Source organism: Streptomyces sp. TN58 (genome assembly GCF_001941845.1).
Classification (GTDB): Bacteria; Actinomycetota; Actinomycetes; order Streptomycetales; family Streptomycetaceae; genus Streptomyces.
Genome location: NZ_CP018870.1, coordinates 5,173,703 through 5,194,888 on the forward strand (window position 1 = coordinate 5,173,703; position 21,186 = coordinate 5,194,888).

At 72.1% G+C, this 21,186-nt stretch carries 19 protein-coding genes; 14 read left to right on the plus strand and 5 right to left on the minus strand.

Features of this window, described 5'->3' with window-relative positions; translation table 11 throughout:
• Positions 1-20 precede the first annotated feature (20 nt).
• Positions 21-1,352, minus strand: a complete 1,332-nt coding sequence (locus BSL84_RS23670) for a PucR family transcriptional regulator (protein ID WP_075971073.1) — start codon at positions 1,350-1,352, stop codon at positions 21-23.
• 159 nt (positions 1,353-1,511) lie between these two features.
• On the opposite strand from BSL84_RS23670, the gene BSL84_RS23675 reads away from it, so the two are divergent.
• The gene (locus BSL84_RS23675) at positions 1,512-2,438 is read left to right on the plus strand and encodes a proline dehydrogenase family protein (protein ID WP_030036885.1); all 927 of its coding nucleotides are present in this window, start codon (positions 1,512-1,514) and stop codon (positions 2,436-2,438) included.
• A gap of 31 nt (positions 2,439-2,469) precedes the next feature.
• Complete coding sequence (pruA, locus tag BSL84_RS23680; protein ID WP_045320904.1) at positions 2,470-4,101, plus strand: L-glutamate gamma-semialdehyde dehydrogenase; 1,632 nt, start codon at positions 2,470-2,472, stop codon at positions 4,099-4,101.
• Between the two features lie 127 nt (positions 4,102-4,228).
• On the opposite strand, the gene BSL84_RS23685 is transcribed toward pruA, so the two are convergent.
• Entirely contained in the window at positions 4,229-4,930 is a 702-nt protein-coding gene (locus tag BSL84_RS23685) for a nitroreductase family protein (protein ID WP_045320905.1), read from the minus strand.
• Positions 4,931-5,039: 109 nt separating this feature from the next.
• Here BSL84_RS23685 and BSL84_RS23690 point away from each other — a divergent pair, with 109 nt between their 5' ends.
• Positions 5,040-5,570 carry an SMI1/KNR4 family protein gene (locus BSL84_RS23690; protein WP_075971074.1) on the plus strand — a complete coding sequence of 177 codons (531 nt, stop codon included), beginning with the start codon at positions 5,040-5,042 and terminating at the stop codon, positions 5,568-5,570.
• Complete coding sequence (locus tag BSL84_RS23695) at positions 5,558-6,094, plus strand: GNAT family N-acetyltransferase (RefSeq protein WP_030036878.1); 537 nt, start codon at positions 5,558-5,560, stop codon at positions 6,092-6,094. The genes BSL84_RS23690 and BSL84_RS23695 overlap by 13 nt, the downstream gene beginning before the upstream one ends.
• Positions 6,095-6,131: 37 nt before the next feature.
• On the opposite strand, the gene BSL84_RS23700 is transcribed toward BSL84_RS23695, so the two are convergent.
• On the minus strand, positions 6,132-7,145 hold the full coding sequence (locus tag BSL84_RS23700; protein ID WP_075971075.1) for an NADP-dependent oxidoreductase: 1,014 nt from the start codon (positions 7,143-7,145) through the stop codon (positions 6,132-6,134).
• Positions 7,146-7,246: 101 nt separating this feature from the next.
• On the opposite strand from BSL84_RS23700, the gene BSL84_RS23705 reads away from it, so the two are divergent.
• The 4 genes from BSL84_RS23705 to BSL84_RS23715 all read left to right on the plus strand — a co-directional run bounded on the left by BSL84_RS23705 (position 7,247) and on the right by BSL84_RS23715 (position 11,003).
• The gene (locus BSL84_RS23705) at positions 7,247-8,131 is read left to right on the plus strand and encodes a LysR family transcriptional regulator (protein WP_075971076.1); all 885 of its coding nucleotides are present in this window, start codon (positions 7,247-7,249) and stop codon (positions 8,129-8,131) included.
• Between the two features lie 260 nt (positions 8,132-8,391).
• A complete protein-coding gene (locus BSL84_RS37505) occupies positions 8,392-8,520 on the plus strand; it encodes a hypothetical protein (RefSeq protein WP_267886677.1) in 129 nt (42 codons plus the stop codon).
• A 130-nt stretch (positions 8,521-8,650) separates the two neighbouring features.
• A complete protein-coding gene (locus BSL84_RS23710; protein ID WP_030036872.1) occupies positions 8,651-9,691 on the plus strand; it encodes a 3-isopropylmalate dehydrogenase in 1,041 nt (346 codons plus the stop codon).
• A gap of 226 nt (positions 9,692-9,917) precedes the next feature.
• A complete protein-coding gene (locus BSL84_RS23715) occupies positions 9,918-11,003 on the plus strand; it encodes a branched-chain amino acid aminotransferase (protein WP_075971077.1) in 1,086 nt (361 codons plus the stop codon).
• A 73-nt stretch (positions 11,004-11,076) separates the two neighbouring features.
• Here the strand turns inward: BSL84_RS23715 and BSL84_RS23720 are convergent, their stop codons facing one another.
• On the minus strand, positions 11,077-12,507 hold the full coding sequence (locus BSL84_RS23720; protein WP_075971078.1) for a cytosine permease: 1,431 nt from the start codon (positions 12,505-12,507) through the stop codon (positions 11,077-11,079).
• Between the two features lie 156 nt (positions 12,508-12,663).
• On the opposite strand from BSL84_RS23720, the gene ureA reads away from it, so the two are divergent.
• The 6 genes from ureA to BSL84_RS23750 all read left to right on the plus strand — a co-directional run bounded on the left by ureA (position 12,664) and on the right by BSL84_RS23750 (position 20,269).
• Positions 12,664-13,401 carry an urease subunit gamma gene (ureA, locus tag BSL84_RS23725; RefSeq protein WP_075971079.1) on the plus strand — a complete coding sequence of 246 codons (738 nt, stop codon included), beginning with the start codon at positions 12,664-12,666 and terminating at the stop codon, positions 13,399-13,401.
• Positions 13,398-15,140 carry an urease subunit alpha gene (locus BSL84_RS23730; RefSeq protein WP_045324029.1) on the plus strand — a complete coding sequence of 581 codons (1,743 nt, stop codon included), beginning with the start codon at positions 13,398-13,400 and terminating at the stop codon, positions 15,138-15,140. The genes ureA and BSL84_RS23730 overlap by 4 nt, the downstream gene beginning before the upstream one ends.
• A gap of 45 nt (positions 15,141-15,185) precedes the next feature.
• Complete coding sequence (locus BSL84_RS23735; protein ID WP_037666324.1) at positions 15,186-16,235, plus strand: agmatine deiminase family protein; 1,050 nt, start codon at positions 15,186-15,188, stop codon at positions 16,233-16,235.
• Between the two features lie 28 nt (positions 16,236-16,263).
• Positions 16,264-16,935 (plus strand): TetR/AcrR family transcriptional regulator, encoded by a 672-nt coding sequence (locus BSL84_RS23740; RefSeq protein WP_045324031.1) that lies wholly within the window; start codon positions 16,264-16,266, stop codon positions 16,933-16,935.
• A 296-nt stretch (positions 16,936-17,231) separates the two neighbouring features.
• Positions 17,232-18,851 (plus strand): citramalate synthase, encoded by a 1,620-nt coding sequence (cimA, locus tag BSL84_RS23745; RefSeq protein ID WP_045324032.1) that lies wholly within the window; start codon positions 17,232-17,234, stop codon positions 18,849-18,851.
• Between the two features lie 77 nt (positions 18,852-18,928).
• Positions 18,929-20,269 (plus strand): hypothetical protein, encoded by a 1,341-nt coding sequence (locus BSL84_RS23750; protein WP_075971080.1) that lies wholly within the window; start codon positions 18,929-18,931, stop codon positions 20,267-20,269.
• 92 nt (positions 20,270-20,361) lie between these two features.
• Here BSL84_RS23750 and BSL84_RS23755 read toward each other — a convergent pair whose 3' ends face one another.
• Positions 20,362-20,973, minus strand: a complete 612-nt coding sequence (locus tag BSL84_RS23755) for a YceI family protein (RefSeq protein WP_045324034.1) — start codon at positions 20,971-20,973, stop codon at positions 20,362-20,364.
• Positions 20,974-21,186: the final 213 nt, after the last annotated feature.

Here is a 21,186-nt window from a genome sequence, read left to right on the forward strand (position 1 = left end):
GAGGGGCCCGGGGATTACCCTCAGGCCAGGCGGGAAGCCTTCAGGGCCATGTGGAGCAGCAGGCGGTCCTCGCCCGCGTCCAGGTCGAGGCCGGTGAGCTGTTCCACGCGGCCCAGGCGGTAGTAGAGGGTCTGGCGGTGGATGCCGAGGGCGGCGGCGGCGCGGCCCGCCTGGCCGGCGCAGTCCAGGAACACCTCGGCGGTGCGGGCGAGTTCGCGGTGGGCGGGGGCGAGCAGGGGCCGGGCCGCCGGATCGTCCACCGGGTCGGCGGCCAGGGTCGCCAGCAGCCGGTACGGGCCGATCTGCGACCACTGGACGACCGGGCCGAGCCGCGGTTCGGCGGCCGCCGCGCGGGCCGCGGCGACGGCCTGCTCCCAGGCGGCGGGCAGTTCGGCGAGGCCGCGCACGGGATCGGCGACGCCCGCGGTCATCCGGTGCGCGCCGCCCGCTGGCCCGGCCGCCGCGCCGGCCGTTGCGCCGGCCGTCGCGCCGGGCGCGGCCGTCGCCCCCGCCCCCGCCCTCGCCCGCGATCCGGCGGTGCCCGCGCCCGTGCCCGCCGCCGTGGCCGCCGCCGGTTCCGCCGTGCGCGGCAGCAGCCGCGCCACCGCCGTGAGCGCCGGAGCCAGCCCGTCCGGCGACCGCAGCCGGAGCAGTACCGCCAGAGCCCGGCCCGCACCCGCCGGCCCGGCCCCCGGCGCACCGTCCGGCTCGCCCGCGCCGCCGCCCCGCCGGGGTACGACGCACACGGCCGCCGCGCCCGGCACGGACGCCGGGGCGTCGCCCGTCCACGGCGCCACGCACACCGCCGCGTGCAGGCCCTCGCCGCCCGGCCCGAGGGCGGCCCGCAGTGCGGCCACGGCCATGTCCTGCTGCCACCCCCGCCCGGCCGTCAGCACCGCCTGGAACTCCCGGGACAGGTCCGCGCCCGCCTTCGCCTCCTCGGCGAGCAGCACCCCGATCCGCTGGGCCACCTCCATGGCCGCGGCCAGCGCCGCCGGGTCGGGGCCGGGGGTGCCGGGCTCCTGGTCGAGCAGCCACACGTAGCCCTGCACGATGGTCCGGAACCGCACCGGCAGGCAGATCCGCCCCCGGAACACCCCCGCGTCGGGCGCCGCCGGGATGCGGACGGGGCCGGTGGCACGGGCGATGCCGAAGCCCTCGAACCACGACCGGACGGCCGCCGTCGACTGCCGGGTCAGGATCGAGCGGGTCCGTACCGGGTCCATGGCGAGGTCGTCATCGCTGTCGTGGGCGCCGAAGGCGATGAGGCGGAAGTCCCGGTTCTCCAGGGTCGCCGGGGCGCCGAGCAGCGCGGAGATCTCGTCCACCAGGTCCTGGTAATCGCCCTTCACGCGCCCATTCTCCCACTCCCGCCCCTCCTCTTCAGACAGATGTATGAGATCGCGGACACGGATGCGTGACAGCTGTCGATGGCAGAGGATCAAAGCGATCCTTAGGTTTCACGGTGGTTTCACTTGCGCTTTTCTTCTGCCACCCGCTGGAGGTGCCCCGTGCTGGGTCCCGTGATCCTCGCCGCTTCGCGCAGCGACAAGATGCGTCGTATCGTCTCGGCCGCCCCGGTGACCAAGCCCGTGGTGAACCGGTTCATCCCCGGCGAGACCGTCGACCAGGTCATCCCGATCGTGGAGGACCTGACGCGGGCCGGCCTGGAGGTCACCCTCGACGTCGTCGGTGAGGACATCACCGAGGTGGAGCAGTCCTACGCCGCCCGCGACGCCTACCTCCGGCTCGTCGAGCGCCTCGCGGAGCTCGGCCTCGGCGAGAAGGCCGAGATGTCGGTGAAGCTGTCCATGTTCGGCCAGGCGCTGGAGGGCGGCCACGAACTGGCGCTCGCCAACGTCCGCCCCGTCGTCGAGGCCGCCGCCGCCATCGGCACCACCGTCACGCTGGACGCCGAGGACCACACCACCCTGGACTCGATGTTCGCCATCCACGAGGAGCTGCGGAAGGACTTCCCGCAGACCGGCTGCGTGATCCAGGCGTACCTCTTCCGCACCGAGGCCGACGCCCGCCGCCTGGCCGCCGACGGCAGCCGCGTGCGGATCGTCAAGGGCGCCTACAAGGAGCCCGCCGAGGTCGCCTACCAGGACAAGGCGGAGATCGACAAGGCGTACGTCCGCATCCTGAAGACCCTCATGGACGGCGAGGGCTACCCGATGATCGGGTCCCACGACCCGCGCCTGATCGCCATCGGCCAGGAGCTCGCCCGCAAGGCCGGGCGCAAACTGGACGAGTACGAATTCCAGATGCTGTACGGCATCCGCAGCGAGGAGCACCTGCGGCTCGCCGCCGAGGGCCACCGGATGCGCGTCTACACCGCGTACGGGACGGACTGGTACGGCTACTTCATGCGCCGCCTCGCGGAGAAGCCGGCCAACCTGCTCTTCTTCGTCCGCTCGATGATCACCAAGAACTAGCCACGAACCAGGTCAAGGAGTTACCAGCCCCATGGATGCTGTGACCCAGGTCCCCGCTCCGGTCAACGAGCCGGTCCACTCGTACGCCCCCGGCACCCCGGAGCGCACGCGCCTCGAAGAGCAGCTCAAGCAGCTGTCCGAGAACCCGATCGACCTCCCCATGACGATCAACGGCGTCAAGCGGATGGGCGGCGGTGAGCGCTTCGACGTGGTCCAGCCGCACGACCACAAGTCGGTGCTCGGCACCTACGCCAACGCCACCCAGGCCGACGCCCAGGAGGCGATCGACGCCGCCCTGGCCGCCGCCCCGGCCTGGCGCGCGATGTCCTTCGACGACCGCGCCGCGATCATCCTGCGCGCCGCCGAGCTGCTGTCCGGCCCGTGGCGCGAGAAGCTCGCCGCCTCCACCATGCTGGGCCAGTCGAAGACCGCCCAGCAGGCGGAGATCGACACCCCGTGCGAGCTCGTCGACTTCTGGCGCTTCAACGTCCACTTCGCCCGCCAGATCCTGGCCGAGCAGCCGGTCGCGAACTCCGCCGGCGTGTGGAACCGCAGCGACCACCGCCCGCTCGAAGGCTTCGTCTACGCCATCACGCCGTTCAACTTCACGGCCATCGCCGGCAACCTGCCGACCGCTCCCGCCCTGATGGGCAACGTGGTCCTGTGGAAGCCGTCCCCGACGCAGACCCACTCCGCGGTCCTCCTCATGGAGCTCCTGGAGGAGGCCGGCCTGCCCAAGGGCGTCATCAACCTGCTGACGGGCGACGGCATCGCCGTCTCCGAGGTGGCCCTGAACCACCCCGAGCTCGCCGGCATCCACTTCACCGGCTCGACCAAGACCTTCCAGCACCTGTGGAAGACGGTCGGCAACAACATCGAGAAGTACAAGTCCTACCCGCGCCTGGTCGGCGAGACCGGCGGCAAGGACTTCGTCGTCGCGCACCCGTCCGCGGACCGCGCGATCCTGAAGACCGCCCTGACCCGCGGCTCCTTCGAGTTCCAGGGCCAGAAGTGCTCGGCGTCCTCGCGCGCCTACATCCCCGCCTCGATCTGGAACGACGGCTTCAAGGAGGCCTTCGCGGCCGAGGTCGACGGCATCACCATGGGCCCGGTCACCGACCTGTCCAACTTCATCGGCGCCGTCATCGACGAGCGGTCCTTCGCGAAGAACAAGGCCGCCATCGACCGCGCCAAGGCCGACCCGACCTGCGAGATCGTCGCCGGCGGCCGCTACGACGACTCCGAGGGCTACTTCGTCCGCCCGACGGTCATCGTGTGCACCGACCCGGAGAACGAGGTCTTCACGACGGAGTACTTCGGCCCGATCCTCGCCGTGCACGTCTACGAGGACGAGAACTACGACGCCATGCTGGCCCAGATGGAGTCCGTCTCGGCGTACGCCCTGACCGGCTCGGTCATCGCCTCGGACCGCTACGCGGCGGCGGACGCGATGGAGAAGCTCCGCTTCGCGGCGGGCAACTTCTACATCAACGACAAGTCCACCGGCGCCGTCGTCGGCCAGCAGCCCTTCGGCGGCGGCCGCGCCTCGGGCACCAACGACAAGGCCGGAGCCGCGTCCAACCTGCTCCGCTGGACCTCGACCCGCTCCATCAAGGAGACCCTGGTCCCGCCGACCGAGTACGGCTACCCCCACATGGGCTGACCCCCGGCCCCCGCTGAACCCCGCCCCCGCTCCGGTACCCCCAAGTCCGGAGCGGGGGCGGTATCCATTTCCCGCCCGGCGGGACGCGGCGGGCGAAGGCTCCCGGAGGCGTCCGCCGGGGAGGGGGTCACACCTCCACGATGACCTGGTCCAGGGACTTGCGGACCAGGTCCGGGACCACGCAGTCGTCCGCCGGGTAGCCGACGGGGACGACCGCGAAGGCCTTCTCGTTCGCCGGGCGGTTCAGGACGTGGCCCAGGAAGCGCATCGGGCTCGGCGTGTGGATCAGCGCGGCCAGCCCCGACAGGTGCAGGGCGGACAGGAGCATGCCGACCGCGATGCCGACCGACTCGTCCACGTAGTAGTGCTTGCGCTTCGTGCCGTCCGGGCCGAGCCAGTACCGCTGCTGGAAGACGACGATCAGCGCGGGCGCGTCCGTCAGGTGCGTCTTCACGGCATCCGTGCCCAGCGGACGCAGCGCCGCCAGCCACTCGTCGCCGAGGCGGCCGTCGTAGGAGAGCTCCTCCTCCTGCTCCGCGGCCGCGCGGATCTGGGCGCGCACGGCCGGATCCTTGACCAGGACGAAGGTCCACGGCTGCTGGTGCGCCCCGGACGGCGCGGTCGACGCGCAGGCGATGGCGTCGCGGACGACCTGCTCGGGCACGGGGTCGGCGGAGAAGTGGCGTACGGTGCGCCGCTCGTCCATCCTGGCCCGCAACTCGGCGGCCCGCGCGAGGGATTCGTGCCGCGGCATCCGCTCCGGACGGTAGGCGGTGGGACGGTACGGCTGGCCGTGGGTGGGCGTCCACTGCTGGGTATCGGGCGACATGGCCCGATTCTGCCGAGGGATTGGTCCAGACCGCTAGAGAGGCTTCGGCCGATGGCGGCCGGTGTACGGCGTTCGGCGTCCGCAATGCGGTCCTTGATACGTTCGAGGGATGGGTGACTGGGACGCGCGGGCCGTCCGGGCGCGGTTGCGCGCGAAGACCTTCCGGTACGAGCTGAGGCCGCCGCTCCCGGAGGCGGACGTCCGGGGCTTCGAGGAGGAGCACGGCATCCGGCTGCCCGAGGAGTACCGGACGTTCGTCACGACGGTCGGCGACGGCCCGGCGGGCCCCCGGCACGGGCTGATGCCGCTGATCACCCCGCGCCCCGAGGCCGACGACGACTGGGCGGTGGACGACGAGTGGCGGGACGACCGCCGCCCGGGCCGGCTGGCCGCACCCTGCCCGATCCGCGCACCCCGTCCGTTCGACGAGAACCGCCGGTTCGACGAGGCCGACGGGCTGACCCTGGGCACGCTCATGCTGGTCGAGGGGGGTTGCGGCATATTCCTGAGACTGGTCCTCAACGGGCCCCTGACCGGCCAGGTCTGGCACGTGGACCAGGATTTCGGCTGCCACGCGCCGGAGAGCCCGGACTTCCGCACCTGGTACACCGACTGGCTGGAGCAGAGATGGACACGTTGACCGCGCACACCTCGCAACTGACCGCCGACGAGCTCCGCGCGATCCGGTCCCTCCTCGACGACGCCTTCGAAGGGGACTTCGCCGACGAGGACTTCGAGCACGCGCTCGGCGGGATGCACGTCGTGATCGGGGTGGACGGCCGGCTCGCCGCCCACGGCAGCGTGGTGCAGCGGCGGGTCGTGCACCGCGGCCGCGCCCTGCGCACCGGATACGTCGAGGCCGTGGCCGTACGGGCCGACCTGCGGCGCCGCGGCCTCGGACGGCAGGTGATGGCCCGGCTGGAGGAGGTCGTGGCGGGGGCCTACGAACTCGGCGCGCTCTCGGCGTCCGAGGAGGGGGCCGGGCTCTACCTCGCCCGAGGCTGGTCGGTGTGGCCCGGCCGGCTGGGGGTGCTCTCCCCGCAGGGACCGGTGCGCCTGCCCGAGGAGGAGGGCTCCACCTACGTGTGGGCGCCGCCCGGAGGCGTCCGGCTGGACCCCGCCGCGCCGCTCGACTTCGACTGGCGCGACGGGGACGTCCTCTGAGGGCCGTCCCGCCCGCCCGTCACCGGCGGTCACGGGATCAGTCGGCGATCCTGACCAGCATCTTGCCCACGTTGTCCCCGCGGAGCATGCCGCGGAAGGCGTCCACCGTGCGCTCGAACCCCTGCACGACGGTGGTGTCGGTGCCGATCCGGCCACTGCGCAGATGGGGGACGAGGAAGTCCTCCAACTCGTCCTGCAGACCGGTGTGGTGGCGGACCAGCACACCTTCCAGGCGCAGCGACTTGTGCACGACCTCGAAGAGGTTGCGGGGCGCGGCGGGGGAGCGGTCGCCGTTGTAGGTCGACACGGCGCCGACCCAGGCGATCCGTCCGAACTCGCGCAGTGCCCCGATCGCCCCCTCCAGGTGCTCCCCGCCCACGTTGTCCACGTACACGTCGATGCCCTCGGGGGCGGCCTTCGCGAGCTGCTCGCCCACGGGGCCGTCGTGATAGTCGAACGCCGCGTCGAAGCCGAGGACTTCGGTCAGGTGGCGGACCTTCGCCGCCGAGCCGGCGCTGCCGACGATCCGCCGGGCGCCCAGCAGCCGTGCGATGTGCCCGGTGGCGGTGCCCACCCCGCCCGCGGCGGCGGAGACGAACAGGTCCTCGCCCTCCCGCAGCGCCGCCGTCCGGGTCAGTGCGGCGTACGCCGTCAGGCCGGTGCCGCCCAGGATCGAGAGGTACGCCTCCAGCGGGACGCCCTCGTGGCCGCGCAGCCGGCGCGTACCGGCCTCGCCCAGGGTGACGAGGGCGTGCGTGCGCCAGCCCTCGCGGTGGAAGACCAGGTCGCCCTCGCGCAGCCCCGGGTCGCGGGAGGCGATCACCCGGCCCACCGAGCGGCCCTCCAGCGGGGTGTCCAGCTCGAAGCCGTCCTCGCCGCCGTCCATCAGGCCGCGGTGGTAGGGGTCCACGGAGAGCAGCAGGTTCTCCACCAGGGCGGTGCCGGGCCGCGGGTCGGGGACCGGGGAGGCGACGAAGGCGAAGTCGGAGGCGGCGGGGAAGCCGTCGGGGCGGGCGATCTGGTGGACGGCGTGAGCGGTGTGCGTGGTCATGGAGCTGACGCTAGGAAGGAATCCCCGAGCCGGGCAGGGGGTTGGGCTCATGGAAGCCACGCATCCATGAACAGCACTCATACAACGAGGTGGGGGCCCCGGTGTCCGATCTCCTCCCGCAGGAACTGCGGATCCTGGTCGCCGTCGCCGAAGCCGGCGGCTTCTCCGCCGCGGCCGCGGCGCTCGGCCTCACCCAGTCGGCCGTGTCGCACTCGGTGCGCGGCAGCGAGGCCAAGCTCGGCGCGGTGCTCTTCGAGCGCGGGCGCTCCGGGGCGTCGCCCACACCGGCGGGGGAGCGGGCGGTCGGCCACGCCCGCCGCATCCTGCGGCTGTACGAGGCCATGCGCCAGGAGACGCGCGGCGCGGGCGGGGACGGGGGCCGCGACACGCTTCAGGGCGTTCTGCGGATCGCGGCCTTCCGCAGCGCCGCCCTGCACCTGCTGCCCCCCGCCCTGGAACGGCTGACCGCCCGCCACCCCGGGATCCGCCCCGAGGTCCGCGTGGTGCGCGAGATCGGCGCGGGCACGGCCGGGGAAGTGGCGGCGGGCCGCGCGGACCTGGGCATCGCCACCCTCGGCGGTGCGCAGGACGCGGCGCCGCCCGGCCTGCTGACCGGGGTGCTCACGCAGGAGGCGTACCGCCTCGTCCACCCGGCCGGGCATCCGGACCCGAGGTCGCTGCCGCTCATGGACTGGGACGAGAACTGCGGCTCCTACACGCGCGCCTGGTGGCGGGCCCAGGACTGGATCCCGCGCGCCACGGTCAAGGCGGAGGACGACGCGATGGTGCTGACCATGGTCGGCCGCGGGCTCGGCATGGCGATCATGCCCGAACTGTCCCTGCGGGAGGCGACCGCGGCGGTGGAGATCACCGGTCTGGGGTCGCGGGGGCCGGTGAGGCAGGTGGGATACGTCACTACGGCGGAAGCCGCCGCAACCCGCGTCGTCAGGGCTCTGATCAGGGAACTCCGCTCCGACAAGGGCTGAAACGGAGCCCCGCGGCAAGCCTTTTCGAGGGGCTGCGCGTCTCAGATAGTAGGAAGTCCGAGTAATTGCCGAGACATACAGCGGGACCTGGCCTAGCGTTGTAGAAGCCGAACGTCTCGCCGATCAGGCGAATGGCGGTCGAGAGCGCGTGCCCCTGGCAGGCAACCCCTGCGGCGCGCCGCTCCCCGCCTCTTCCGGCGCCTTGAAGGAACCCCTCATCCGTGGCCTCGCCACGCCGTGATCTCAAGGAGTCGATCACCATGACCGCAACCGTCACCGCCCGCCGTGTCCGCCACGCCTCCGCCTCGGCCGACGAGCGCAAGAACGCAGCCGCTGCCCTGCAGCGCGCCCTCGACCGCCGCGACAACGGCGGCTCGACCGGCCACTGAGGCCCGGGAAAACGCAGCCAACGCCAGGCAACGCCGCCCAACGCAAGGCAACGCCGGGCCCCTCAGACATCTCTCGTCCATCATGTGGACGTGAAATGTCTGAGGGCTGGACACGGAGTACGGTTTCGCCATGTCGACCAGCATCAATCTCGCAGTGATCCCCGGTGATGGCATCGGCCAGGAAGTCGTGGCTCAGGGCCTCAAGGTCCTTACCGCGGTCCTGCCCCAGGACGTGAAGCTGGAGACCAGGCAATACGACCTCGGCGCCCAGCGCTGGCACCGCACCGGTGAGACCCTCCCGGACGCGGAGCTCGAAGCCCTCAAGCACCACGACGCGATCCTGCTGGGCGCCATCGGCGACCCCTCGGTCCCGTCCGGCGTGCTGGAGCGCGGGCTGCTGCTCAAGCTGCGCTTCGCCTTCGACCACTTCATCAACCTGCGCCCGTCGAAGCTGTTCCCCAACACCGCCACCCCGCTGGCCGGCCGCCCGGACATCGACTTCGTCGTCGTCCGCGAGGGCACCGAGGGCCCGTACACCGGCAACGGCGGCAGCCTGCGCACCGGCACCCCCGCCGAAGTGGCCACCGAGGTCAGCGTCAACACCGCGTACGGCGTCGAGCGGGTCGTCCGTGACGCGTACGAGCGGGCCAACTCCCGCCCCCGCAAGAAGCTGACGCTGGTCCACAAGAACAACGTCCTCGTGTACGCCGGCCACATGTGGAAGAACATCTTCGACAAGGTCGGCCAGGAGTACCCCGAGGTCACCACCGACTACCTGCACGTCGACGCGGCGACGATCTTCTTCGTCACCCAGCCGGAGCGCTTCGACGTCATCGTCACGGACAACCTCTTCGGTGACATCCTCACCGACCTGGCCGCGGCCGTGACCGGCGGAATCGGCCTGGCCGCCTCCGGGAACATCAACCCGACCGGCGCCTTCCCGTCCATGTTCGAGCCCGTCCACGGCTCGGCCCCGGACATCGCCGGCACCGGCAAGGCCGACCCGACCGCGACGATCCTCTCCGTCGCCCTCCTGCTGCGCCATCTGGGGTACGAGCCCGAGGCCGCCCGCATCGAGGACGCGGTCTCCGCCGACCTCGCGGAGCGCGACGGCACCTTCCGCTCCACCGACGCGATCGGCGACGCCCTCGCCGCGCGAGTAGCCGGCTGACCCGGCCGCTCCACCCCAGGAAGCCGCCGGGTCACAATGGGACCTGGCGGCTTTTCCTGTGCGGCCCCGGGTGCCACCATCTCCCCTGGGCCGCAATCCTCCGCTTCTCCGAAGCCTGCCCGCGCGCGATAATCGAACGCGAGGCCGCGGAATGCGGGGAAGCTCGGACGTCCTGGTACGCCGTGAGCGCGGTCCGCCATACACAACCGGTGAAGGACAAGCACTCATGACGATGCCCACGATCGAGCTCAAGCCCTCCTCGAACCCGCTGTCCGACGCGGAGCGCGAGGCGATCCTGGCCAGCCCCGGCTTCGGCCGCCACTTCACCGACCACATGGTGACGATCAAGTGGACCGAGGGCCGTGGCTGGCACGACGCCGAGCTGGTCCCGTACGCGCCGCTCTCGATCGACCCGGCGAACATGACCCTCCACTACGCGCAGACGATCTTCGAGGGCCTCAAGGCCTACCGCCAGCCCGACGGCACCATCGCCACCTTCCGCCCCGAGGCCAACGCCGAGCGCTTCCAGGCCTCGGCGCGCCGCATGGCGATGCCGGAACTGCCGGTCGAGCTCTTCATCGAGGCCTGCGACGCCCTGATCAAGCAGGATCGCGCCTGGGTCCCGGACTCCGGCGAGGCCTCCCTCTACCTGCGCCCCTTCATGTTCGCCTCCGAGGTCGGCCTCGGTGTCCGCCCCGCCAACGAGTTCCTCTTCATCGTCATCGCCTCGCCCGCGGGCGCGTACTTCCCCGGCGGCGTCAAGCCCGTCTCCGTCTGGCTCTCCGAGGACTACGTCCGCGCGGTCAAGGGCGGCACCGGCGCCGCCAAGACCGGCGGCAACTACGCGGCCTCGCTGGTCGCGCAGGCCCAGGCCGCCTCGCACGGCTGCGACCAGGTGGTCTGGCTCGACGCCGTCGAGCACCGCTGGATCGAGGAGATGGGCGGGATGAACCTGTACTTCGTGTACGGCGACCGCATCGTCACCCCCGAGCTCACCGGCTCGCTGCTCCCCGGCATCACCCGCGACTCCCTCCTCACCATCGCCCGCGACCTCGGCTACACCGCCGAGGAGGGCCGCCTGACCACCGAGGACTGGCAGCGCGACAACGCCAACGGCACCCTCACCGAGGTGTTCGCCTGCGGTACGGCCGCCGTCATCACCCCGGTCGGCTCGGTCAAGTCCGAGCGCGCCGACTGGACCCAGGGCGACGGCGAGCCGGGCCAGGTCACCATGCGCCTGCGCAAGGCCCTGCTGGAGCTCCAGACCGGCCACGCCGCCGACACCCACGGCTGGATGCACCCGCTGGGCTGAGCCCGCACACGCCGACGGGCCCGCACTCCGGATCTCCGGGGTGCGGGCCCGCTCGCGTACCGGGCGAGGCGGCTCAGGCGTTCGCGGGCTCCTCGGCCGTGGCCGCCGGCGCCGGAGCTGGGGCAGCGGCGCGGCGGACGGTGAGCGCCGCGTACACGAGCCCGCCGGTGAGGCCGGAGAGGACGAAGGAGCAGTCCACGCCGCCGGTGAGAGCGAGCAGCGGGCCCTCGTAGAAGGGAGTGGTCACGGCGAGCAGGCCGACGGCCGCGCCGACCGCCCAGGAGGCGGTGGCCGCGACGTTCCAGCCGGAGCGGTACCAGTAGACGCCGCCCACCGAGCGGCGGTTGAAGACCTGCAGCGCGTCGGCGTCGTAGACGCCCCGGCAGCGGACGTGGCCGATCAGGGTGATAACGGCCCACGGGGTGCCGATCGCGGTCAGCAGCAGCACGAAGGACGTCATCGCCGACTGCACGTCCCACTCGAAGGACCCGAAGAAGACGAAGGCGGTGGCGACGGCCGCCGCGATCACGGTGGCCGTGGTGCGGGTGGCGCGGGGGACGATCGCGTCGAGGTCCAGGCCCATGGAGTAGAGCATCAGCCCGGCGTTGCCGACCGAGCCGGCCGCGGCGGCCGCCAGCAGCGGGACCAGGTACCACAGCGGCGCCGCCTCGACGAGGGGACCGGCGTAGTCCAGGCCCGCCCGGGCGGCCAGGGCCGTGTAGGTGCCGAAGAGCTGCGGGACCAGCAGACCGATCAGCAGGCCGAAGGCGGTGGCCCACAGGACCTTGCGCGAGCCGTGGCGGCGCGGGGAGATGTAGCGCGTGTAGTCGCCCAGCAGGGTGATGAAGGCGACGGGCCCGCTGAGCCCGGCGGCGACGGCGGCCAGCAGCCACGTCGGCCAGAAGGAGCCGAGCAGGTACGGGGTCTCGGGCGGCGCGGCGGTGGTGAAGTCCGGGGCGTAGGCGGCGACGCCGGCCGCCAGCAGCACCACCATGGCGACGGACAGCACCTTGCTCATGCGCAGCAGCAGCCGGTAGCCGAAGACGGCCGCGACGACGGTGCACGCGGCGAGCAGGCCGTACATGACGGCCCGCGAGAGGCCGGTGTCCGGGAGCCCGGTGAGCCGCGCGAGGGTGCCGACCATGACATCGCCGCCGATCCACAGCGTGAGCGCCGTGTAGCCGAGCGACAGCAGCAGGCCCACCACCGACCCCACGAGCCGCCCGCGCACACCGAACTGTGCGCCGCTGGAGGTGGAGAGGTTGGTCGCGGTGCGCAGGGAGACGAGTGCCAGCGGCGCGGTGAAGGCGATGCCGACGAGGGTGCCGGTCACGATGGCCGTGACCGAGGGCCACAGGCCCAGTCCGAAGGACGGGGGCAGCCAGCCGAAGACGATCACACCGAGGCAGAGGTTGGAGCCGAGGAGGATCGAGATCAGGTCACGGGGCCCGCTCGTCCGCTCCTCCTCCGGAATGGTGTCGACTCCGCGCTGTTCGATGGGCATGGGGGACTCCCTTGGCAGGGCGGGGGGTGGTTGCGCTTGTTTTTGAGCGACACTCAATGTCGCTCAGGCCGTGCGTTCAGGTCAATGATTCCCGGCCACGAAATGAAGAGTTAGAGTGATGCTCTAACCAATCGACTCAAGAGGTGGTGGATCGGCGTGCGGCTGACCCCTACGGAGCGCGACCGGCTGCTGCTCCGCAGCGCTGCGGAACTGGCCAGGGCCCGGCGGGCCCGCGGACTCAAGCTCAACGTCCCGGAAGCCACCGCGCTGATCGCGGACACGGTCTGCGAGGCCGCGCGCGACGGCAAGCGGCTCGCCGAGGCCGTCGAGGAGGCTCGCGGCGTGCTGGGCCCCGACGACGTCCTGCCGGGCGTCGCCGACGTGGTCACCGAGGTGCACGTCGAAGCCGTCTTCGACGACGGATCCCGCCTGGCCGTGGTCTCCTCCCCCGTCCGGGGCGCGGTGCCGCTCGGCGACGACGCCCCGGGCGCCGTCGTCCCCGGCCCAGGCGTCCCCCAGCCGGAGCCGGTCCTGCACCTGCGCGTGCGCAACACCGCCGCCGTGCCGGTGAGCGTGACCTCGCACTTCCACTTCTTCGAGGCGAACCCGCGCCTGGACTTCGACCGCGCCGCCGCCTACGGGATGCGGCTGTGCGTGCCGGCGGGCTCCTCCGTACGGTTCGACCCGCACGGCGAGGGCGACGTCGGCCTCGTCCCCATCGGCGGCGACCGCATCGCGATCGGCTTCGCGGGCCTGGTGGACGGCCCGCTCGACGCCCCCGGAGCCCGGGAGGAGGCCCTGCGCCGCGCGGCGGCCTGCAGCTACCTCGGCGCCACCCCGGCCGGGGCCGGCCGGGCCGACACCACCGACCGCCCGGAAGGGACGACGGCATGAGCAGGCAGACGCCGCACACCGACCACAGCGCGCACTGCGCGCCGGGCAGCCGGCACATCGACCCCCACGAGTACGCGGCCGTGTTCGGCCCCCGGGTGGGCGACCGGGTGCGGCTGGGCGATTCCGGGCTGACCGTACGGGTTGAGTCGGACGCGCAGAAACCGGGGGACGAGTTCCTGGCGGGCTTCGGCAAGACCGCACGCGACGGCCTGCACCTGAAGGCAGCCGCGGTCCGCGAGACCTGCGACGTCGTGATCAGCAACGTCCTGGTCATCGACGCCGTCCTCGGCATCCGCAAGGTCTCCGTCGGCATCCGCGAGGGCCGCATCCACGCCATCGGCCGAGCCGGCAACCCCGACACCCTCGACGGCGTCGACGTCGTCGTCGGCACCGGAACCTCGATCGTCTCCGGCGAGGGCCTGATCGCCACCGCCGGCGCCGTGGACACCCACGTCCACCTGCTCTCCCCGCGCATCATGGAGGCCTCCCTCGCCGCAGGCGTCACCACCGTCATCGGCCAGGAGTTCGGACCCGTCTGGGGCGTCGGGGTCAACTCCCCGTGGGCCCTCAAGCACGCCTTCAACGCCTTCGACGCCTGGCCGGTGAACATCGGCTTCCTCGCCCGCGGCTCCTCCTCCGACGCCGCGCCCCTCGTCGAGGCCCTCGCCGAGGGCGGCGCAAGCGGCTTCAAGGTGCACGAGGACATGGGCGCCCACACCCGGGCCCTGGACACCGCGCTGCGGGTGGCCGAGGAGTACGACGTACAGGTCGCCCTGCACTCCGACGGCCTCAACGAATGCCTCTCCGTCGAGGACACCCTGCGGGTGCTGGAGGGCCGGACCATCCACGCCTTCCACATCGAGGGCTGCGGCGGCGGACACGTCCCGAACGTGCTGAAGATGGCGGGCGTGCCGAACGTCATCGGCTCCTCCACCAACCCGACGCTGCCCTTCGGCCGGGACGCGGTCGCCGAGCACTACGGCATGATCGTCTCCGTCCACGACCTCAAGCCCGACCTGCCGGGGGACGCCGCGATGGCCCGGGACCGTATCCGGGCCGGGACGATGGGCGCCGAGGACGTCCTGCACGACCTGGGCGCGATCGGTATCACCTCCTCCGACGCCCAGGGCATGGGCCGGGCCGGGGAGACGATCCGCCGGACCTTCGCGATGGCCGCGAAGATGAAGGGCGAACTCGGGCCGCTGGACGGCGACGGCGAGGGCGACGACAACGCCCGCGTGCTGCGCTACATGGCGAAGCTGACCATCAACCCGGCGATCGCGCACGGCCTCGCGCACGAGATCGGCTCGATCGAGGTCGGCAAGCTCGCCGACATCGTGCTCTGGCGGCCGCAGTTCTTCGGCGCCAAACCCCAGCTGGTCCTCAAGTCCGGCTTCCCCGCCTACGGCGTCACCGGCGACCCCAACGCCGCCACCGACACCTGCGAACCCCTCGTCCTCGGACCGCAGTTCGGATCGTACGGCGCCACCGCTGCCGACATCTCCGTCGCCTTCGTCTCGGCCGCCGCGGCGGCCCTCGGCGGCGACGCCATGCCGACCCGCCGCCGCCGGGTCGCCGTCCGCGGCACCCGCGGCATCGGACCCGGCGACCTGCTCCTCAACTCCCGGGTCGGCGCGGTCGACGTCGACGCCCGCACCGGACTGGTCTCCCTGGACGGCGAACCCCTGCGCTCCGAAGCCGCCGAATCGGTCTCCCTCAACCGCCTGTACTTCTTGTAAGCCAGCACAGCCTGTAGCCAGCACAGCCGTAAGGACCTGCCTGCCATGACCGCCAAGCCCGTGCACCACGGATTCCGGATGCCCGCCGAGTGGACGCCCCACGAGCGCACCTGGATGGCCTGGCCCAGCCCGAACCCGACCTTCACCACCGAGCAGGAGCTCACCGAGGCCCGCGAGGCGTGGGGCGCCGTCGCCCGCGCGGTCCGCGCGTACGAGCCCGTGACCCTCGTCGTCTCCCCGGGCGACGCCGGCACTGCCCGGGCGATCGCCGGCGCCGGCGCCGGCCACCCGCTCGACATCGTCGAGCGCGAGCTCGACGACGCCTGGATGCGCGACATCGGCCCCACCTTCGTCACCGACGACCGGGGCGGGCTCGCCGCGGTCGACTGGACCTTCAACGGGTGGGGCGCCCAGGAGTGGGCCCGCTGGGACCACGACTCGAAGATCGCCCAGGAGGTCTCGGACGTGCTCGGCACCCGCACGTTCAGCACCCCGCTGGTCAACGAGGGCGGCGCGATCCACGTCGACGGCGAGGGCACCGTACTGCTCACCGACACCGTCCAGCTGGGCAAGGGCCGCAACCCCGACTGGACCCGCGAACAGGTCGAGGCCGAGATCCACGCCCACCTCGGCACCACCAAGGCGATCTGGCTGCCGTACGGCCTGGCCGGCGACTACGGCACCTACGGCACCCAGGGCCACGTCGACATCGTCGCGGCCTTCGCCCGCCCGGGTGTGGTCATGGTGCACACCCAGCCCGACCCGTCCCACCCGGACCACGAGCGCTGCAAGACCATCGCGGCGATCCTCCGCGCGTCCACCGACGCCCGGGGCCGGCAGCTGGAGGTCGTGGAGATCCCGGCGCCGACCGTGCTGGAGGAGGACGGCGAGTGGGTGGACTACTCGTACATCAACCACTACCTGTGCAACGGCGGCGTCGTGCTGTGCTCCTTCGACGACCCGCGCGACGAGGAGGCCGCCGAGATCTTCCGCGGCCTGTTCCCCGATCGGACCGTGACACTCGTTGACGCACGTACGATTTTCGCCGGGGGTGGCGGCATCCACTGCATCACCCAGCAGCAGCCGAAGGCCTGACCTACGGCGAACCACGAAGGAGCGGCTCATGGCGGCGGCGGGCGGAGTACCGGTACGGGCGGCGCGCAAGAACGCGCCCCCGCGCGAGGACGTACTCGTCGCCGCCATGGCCACGATCGCCGAGCGCGGGCTGGACGGCCTGACCATGGCCGGCCTGGGCCGCGAGGTCGGCATGAGCAGCGGCCACCTCCTCTACTACTTCCGCAGCAAGGACGAGCTCCTGCTGCAGACCCTGGAGTGGAGCGAGGCCGAGCTGGGCAGCGCACGGCGGGCCCTGCTCGCCCGCCGCGGCCCGGTGGCCGAGCGCCTGCGGGCGTACGTCGACCTGTACGTGCCCACGCAACCCCGCGACCCGCACTGGACGCTGTGGCTGGAGGTGTGGAACCGCTCCCAGAACGCCGGCCCCTCGGAACGCGACCGGCAGGCGGCCATCGAGGGCGCCTGGCACCGCGACCTGGTGGCCCTGCTCGCCGAGGGCATCTCACGGGGGGAGTTCCGGCCGGTGGACGCCGACCGTGTGGCGACCCGCATCCGGGCCCTCCTCGACGGCTTCAGCATCCAGCTGGCGGTGGGCCTGCCGACCCTCGACCGGACCGCCATCCTGGCCCACGTGCGGGAGTTCCTCACCGACACCCTCGGCCCCGACGGCGCCCGCGGCACGGCCGCCACCGCGGACGGACCAGCCCTGCCCGCATCGTGAGATGGCTGTCCATCGGCAGTGAGCGGTGTGGCACACTGCCAGCGTGCCTGCTCAGCTCATGATTATCGCCAGCAGCGCGCCGGTCCCCAGTGGCCGCTGAGCCGTGGAAGAACTCCGCGGACGCGGCCACCGTGCCTCGGACCCGCGTGCAGACCTCTCGCTACCCGCGAGAGGTTTTTTCGTTTCCCGGCCCATCCCTGCCGGGGACGCACTGCGCGCGATGATGGGGGCAGTGACGGCGGCCTTCCCCATCGGCAGGTTTCCGGAACCACTCATCCGACAGGAGTCAGATCAGCATGACGACGACACCAGAGGCGACAGCAGCGGTCCTCGACGACAGCTTCCACGTCTTCGACACCACCCTGCGCGACGGCGCCCAGCGTGAGGGCATCAACCTCACGGTCGCCGACAAGCTGACGATCGCCCGTCATCTGGACGACTTCGGAGTGGGCTTCATCGAGGGCGGCTGGCCCGGCGCCAACCCCCGCGACACCGAGTTCTTCGCCCGCGCCCGCGCGGAGATCGACTTCAAGAACGCCCAGCTGGTCGCCTTCGGTGCCACCCGCCGGGCCGGCGGCTCAGCCGATCAGGACCCGCAGGTACGGGCCCTGCTGGAGTCCGGCGCCCCCGTGATCACCCTCGTCGCCAAGTCCCACGACCGCCACGTCGAACTGGCCCTGCGCACCACCCTCGACGAGAACCTGGAGATGGTCCGGGACACCGTCTCCCACCTCGTCGCCCAGGGCCGCCGGGTCTTCGTCGACTGCGAGCACTTCTTCGACGGCTACCGCGCCAACGCCGAGTACGCGAAGTCCGTCGTACGCACCGCCCACGAGGCCGGCGCCGACGTCGTCATCCTCTGCGACACCAACGGCGGCATGCTGCCCGCCCAGGTGTCCGCGACCGTCGCCACCGTCCTCGCCGACACCGGCGCCCGCCTCGGCATCCACGCCCAGGACGACACCGGCTGCGCCGTCGCCAACACCCTGGCCGCCGTCGACGCCGGCGCCACGCACGTCCAGTGCACCGCCAACGGCTACGGCGAGCGCGTCGGCAACGCCAACCTGTTCCCCGTCGTCGCCGCCCTGGAGATCAAGTACGGGCGCAAGGTGCTCCCCGACGGCGCGCTCGCCGAGATGACCCGGATCTCCCACGCCATCGCCGAGGTCGTCAACCTCACGCCCTCCACCCACCAGCCGTACGTCGGTGTCTCCGCCTTCGCGCACAAGGCCGGCCTGCACGCCTCGGCGATCAAGGTCGATCCGGACCTCTACCAGCACATCGACCCCGAGCGGGTCGGCAACACCATGCGCATGCTCGTCTCCGACATGGCCGGCCGCGCCTCCATCGAGCTCAAGGGCAAGGAGCTCGGCGTCGAGCTCGGCGGGGACCGCGCGCTGATCTCCCGGGTCGTGGAACGGGTCAAGGAGCGCGAACTGCAGGGCTACACCTACGAGGCGGCCGACGCCTCCTTCGAGCTGCTGCTGCGCGCCGAGGCCGAGGGGCGGGCCCGCAAGTACTTCCGCATCGAGTCCTGGCGGGCCATCGTCGAGGACCGCCCGGACGGCACCCACGCCAACGAGGCCACGGTCAAGCTGTGGGCGAAGGGCGAGCGGATCGTCGCCACGGCCGAGGGCAACGGCCCGGTCAACGCGCTGGACCGGGCGCTGCGGGTGGCGCTGGAGCGGTTCTACCCGCAGCTCGCCAAGTTCGAGCTGGTCGACTACAAGGTCCGCATCCTGGAGGGCACGCACGGCACGGAGTCCACGACCCGCGTGCTCGTCGCCACGACGGACGGCGTCCGGGAGTGGTCGACGGTGGGTGTGGCCCCGAACGTCATCGCCGCCTCCTGGCAGGCCCTGGAGGACGCGTTCACCTACGGCCTCCTCCACGCGGGCGTCGAACCGGCGGAGTAGGCAGGCCGCAGCCCCTCAGCCCGAGGCCTTATGTCCGTCTCACACGGGAAAGTGCCGGTTCGGGTAGCGTCGTGGATATGAGGACCAGGCTGATATCCACGCGTTGGGGATCGTTGCTGTCCGGTCTGCTGCTGGCCCTGTCCGCGACCGCCCTGGCGGCCGCTCCGCAGGCGGCGGCCGACACCGGAGTCGCCGCCGTGGGGGAGGCCCTCAAGGAAGGGCCCGTGTACGTCGACCCCCGGGCCGAGGCGCAGCTGCCGCAGGCCGAGGCCGACGCGCTCGCCGAGAAGATCAAGGACGCCGGGAAGCCGGTCTTCGTCGCCGTGCTCCCTGCCACGGACGAGTTCCCGCCGGAGAAGGTGCTCGCCGCCGTCCGGGCGCAGACCGGTATCACCGGGCTGTACGCGATCCGGCTCGGCGACGGCTTCAACGCCGGCGCCGACCGGGCGGTCATGCCGGCCAACGCCGTACGCAACCTCACCGAGGCGGTCAAGACCGGAGCCCCGGTCGACGCGGGCACCCAGCTCGACAACTTCGTGGAACAGGCCCTGACCCAGGCCAAGGGCAGCGCCCCCGCCTCCTGGGGAACCACCGGCGCCGACACCGGCGTCCCGGTCGGAGGCCTGATCACCCTCGGCGCGGTGGCCGCGATCGGCGGCGGCGGTGCGTACGCGCTGGTCCGCCGGAGCCGCAGGAAGAAGGAGGAGGCCAGGCGCGAGGCCGTCGAGCGGCTCGCAGTGGTCGTCGACGAGGACATCACGGCCTTCGGCGAGGAGCTGGAGCGTCTGGACTTCCACCCCGGCGAGCCCGGCGCCGACGACGCGATGCGCGCGGACTACGAGCGCGGGCTCGACTCGTACGAGAAGGCCAAGCAGATCATGGCTTCCGTGCGGTACCCGGAAGAGGTCACCGGGGTGACCCAGGCACTGGAGGACGGCCGGTACGCCCTGGCCTGTCTGGACGCGCGCCGGCAGGGCCGGCCGGTGCCGGAGCGCCGCGCGCCCTGCTTCTTCGACCCGCGCCACGGGCCGAGCACCGAGGACGCGACCTGGGCCCCGGCCGCCGGCGCGGCGCGTACCGTGCCCGTCTGCACGGCGGACGCGGTCCGGCTGCGCGACGGACTCGACCCGGCGGTCCGCACGGTCGACACCGAGCGCGGCCCGCGGCCGTACTACGACGCCGGCCCGGCGTACGGTCCCTGGGCCGGCGGCTACTTCGGGGGCGGCATCCTGCCCGGCCTGCTCATGGGCACGATGCTCGGTTCGATGATGTCCACACCCGCCTACGCCGCGGACTACGGCGGCGGATACGGCGCAGGCTTCGAGGGCGGGGACGTCTCCGGGGCCGACTTCAACCCGTCCGACTTCGGCGGCGGGGACTTCGGCGGCGGTGGCGGCTTCGACGGGGGCGGCTTCTAGGGTCTGTATCGAGTTGCCCCGTGGAGCAACTCGGTACAGACCCTAGAGCGGAGCTCTCGGTGCCTGCCGCCCCCGGGTCGCCGTGCGGCCGGTCAGGCCTGCTTGATGGCGGAGATGTCGAAGGTCAGCTTCACCTTGTCGCTGACCACGACGCCGCCGGTCTCCAGGGCCGCGTTCCAGGTCAGGCCCCAGTCCGAGCGCAGGATGTCGGCGCTGCCCTCGAAGCCGACGCGCTGGTTGCCGTACGGGTCGGTGGCGGAGCCGTTGAACTCCAGGTCGACGGAGAGCGGCCGCGTGACGTCCTTGATGGTGAGGTCGCCGGTGATCCGGTAGGTGTCGCCGCCGAGGAACGCCGCCTCGGTGGAGCGGAAGGTCATCAGCGGGAAGGCCTCGGCGTCGAAGAAGTCGGCGCTGCGCAGGTGGGCGTCGCGGTCGGCGATGCCGGTGTCCACGGAGGCGATCTTCACGTCGATGGACGCGGTGGAGCGGGCCGGGTCGGCGCCGTCCAGGTGCAGGGTGCCCTCGTGGTCCTCGAAGGCGCCGCGGACGTTGGTGACCATGGCGTGGCGGACGGTGAAGCCGATGCGGCTGTGGGCGGCGTCGATGACGTAGTCGCCCGTGAGGGCGGCGAGGGCCGGGTCCACGTCCAGGACGGCGACGGCGGCGGCGGTGTTCTCGGCGGTGCGGCGGTTGAAGAGGCCCATGACGTGCTCCTCGGTAGGGGGTCCGGTGTCGGGAAGCCGAAGCTGTTGAACGTTCAACGATTTCGACACCACCGACACTAGGACCATTCTGTTCAAATTTCAACCACCGTTCGCCGTGTCGGCGATTTCTGTCAGGGTCCTACAACCACCGATGACCCCATCTGGCGGAGTCCTTACTTCCACCGGTGGTTCTGTGCGGGCCGGACAGCGGAA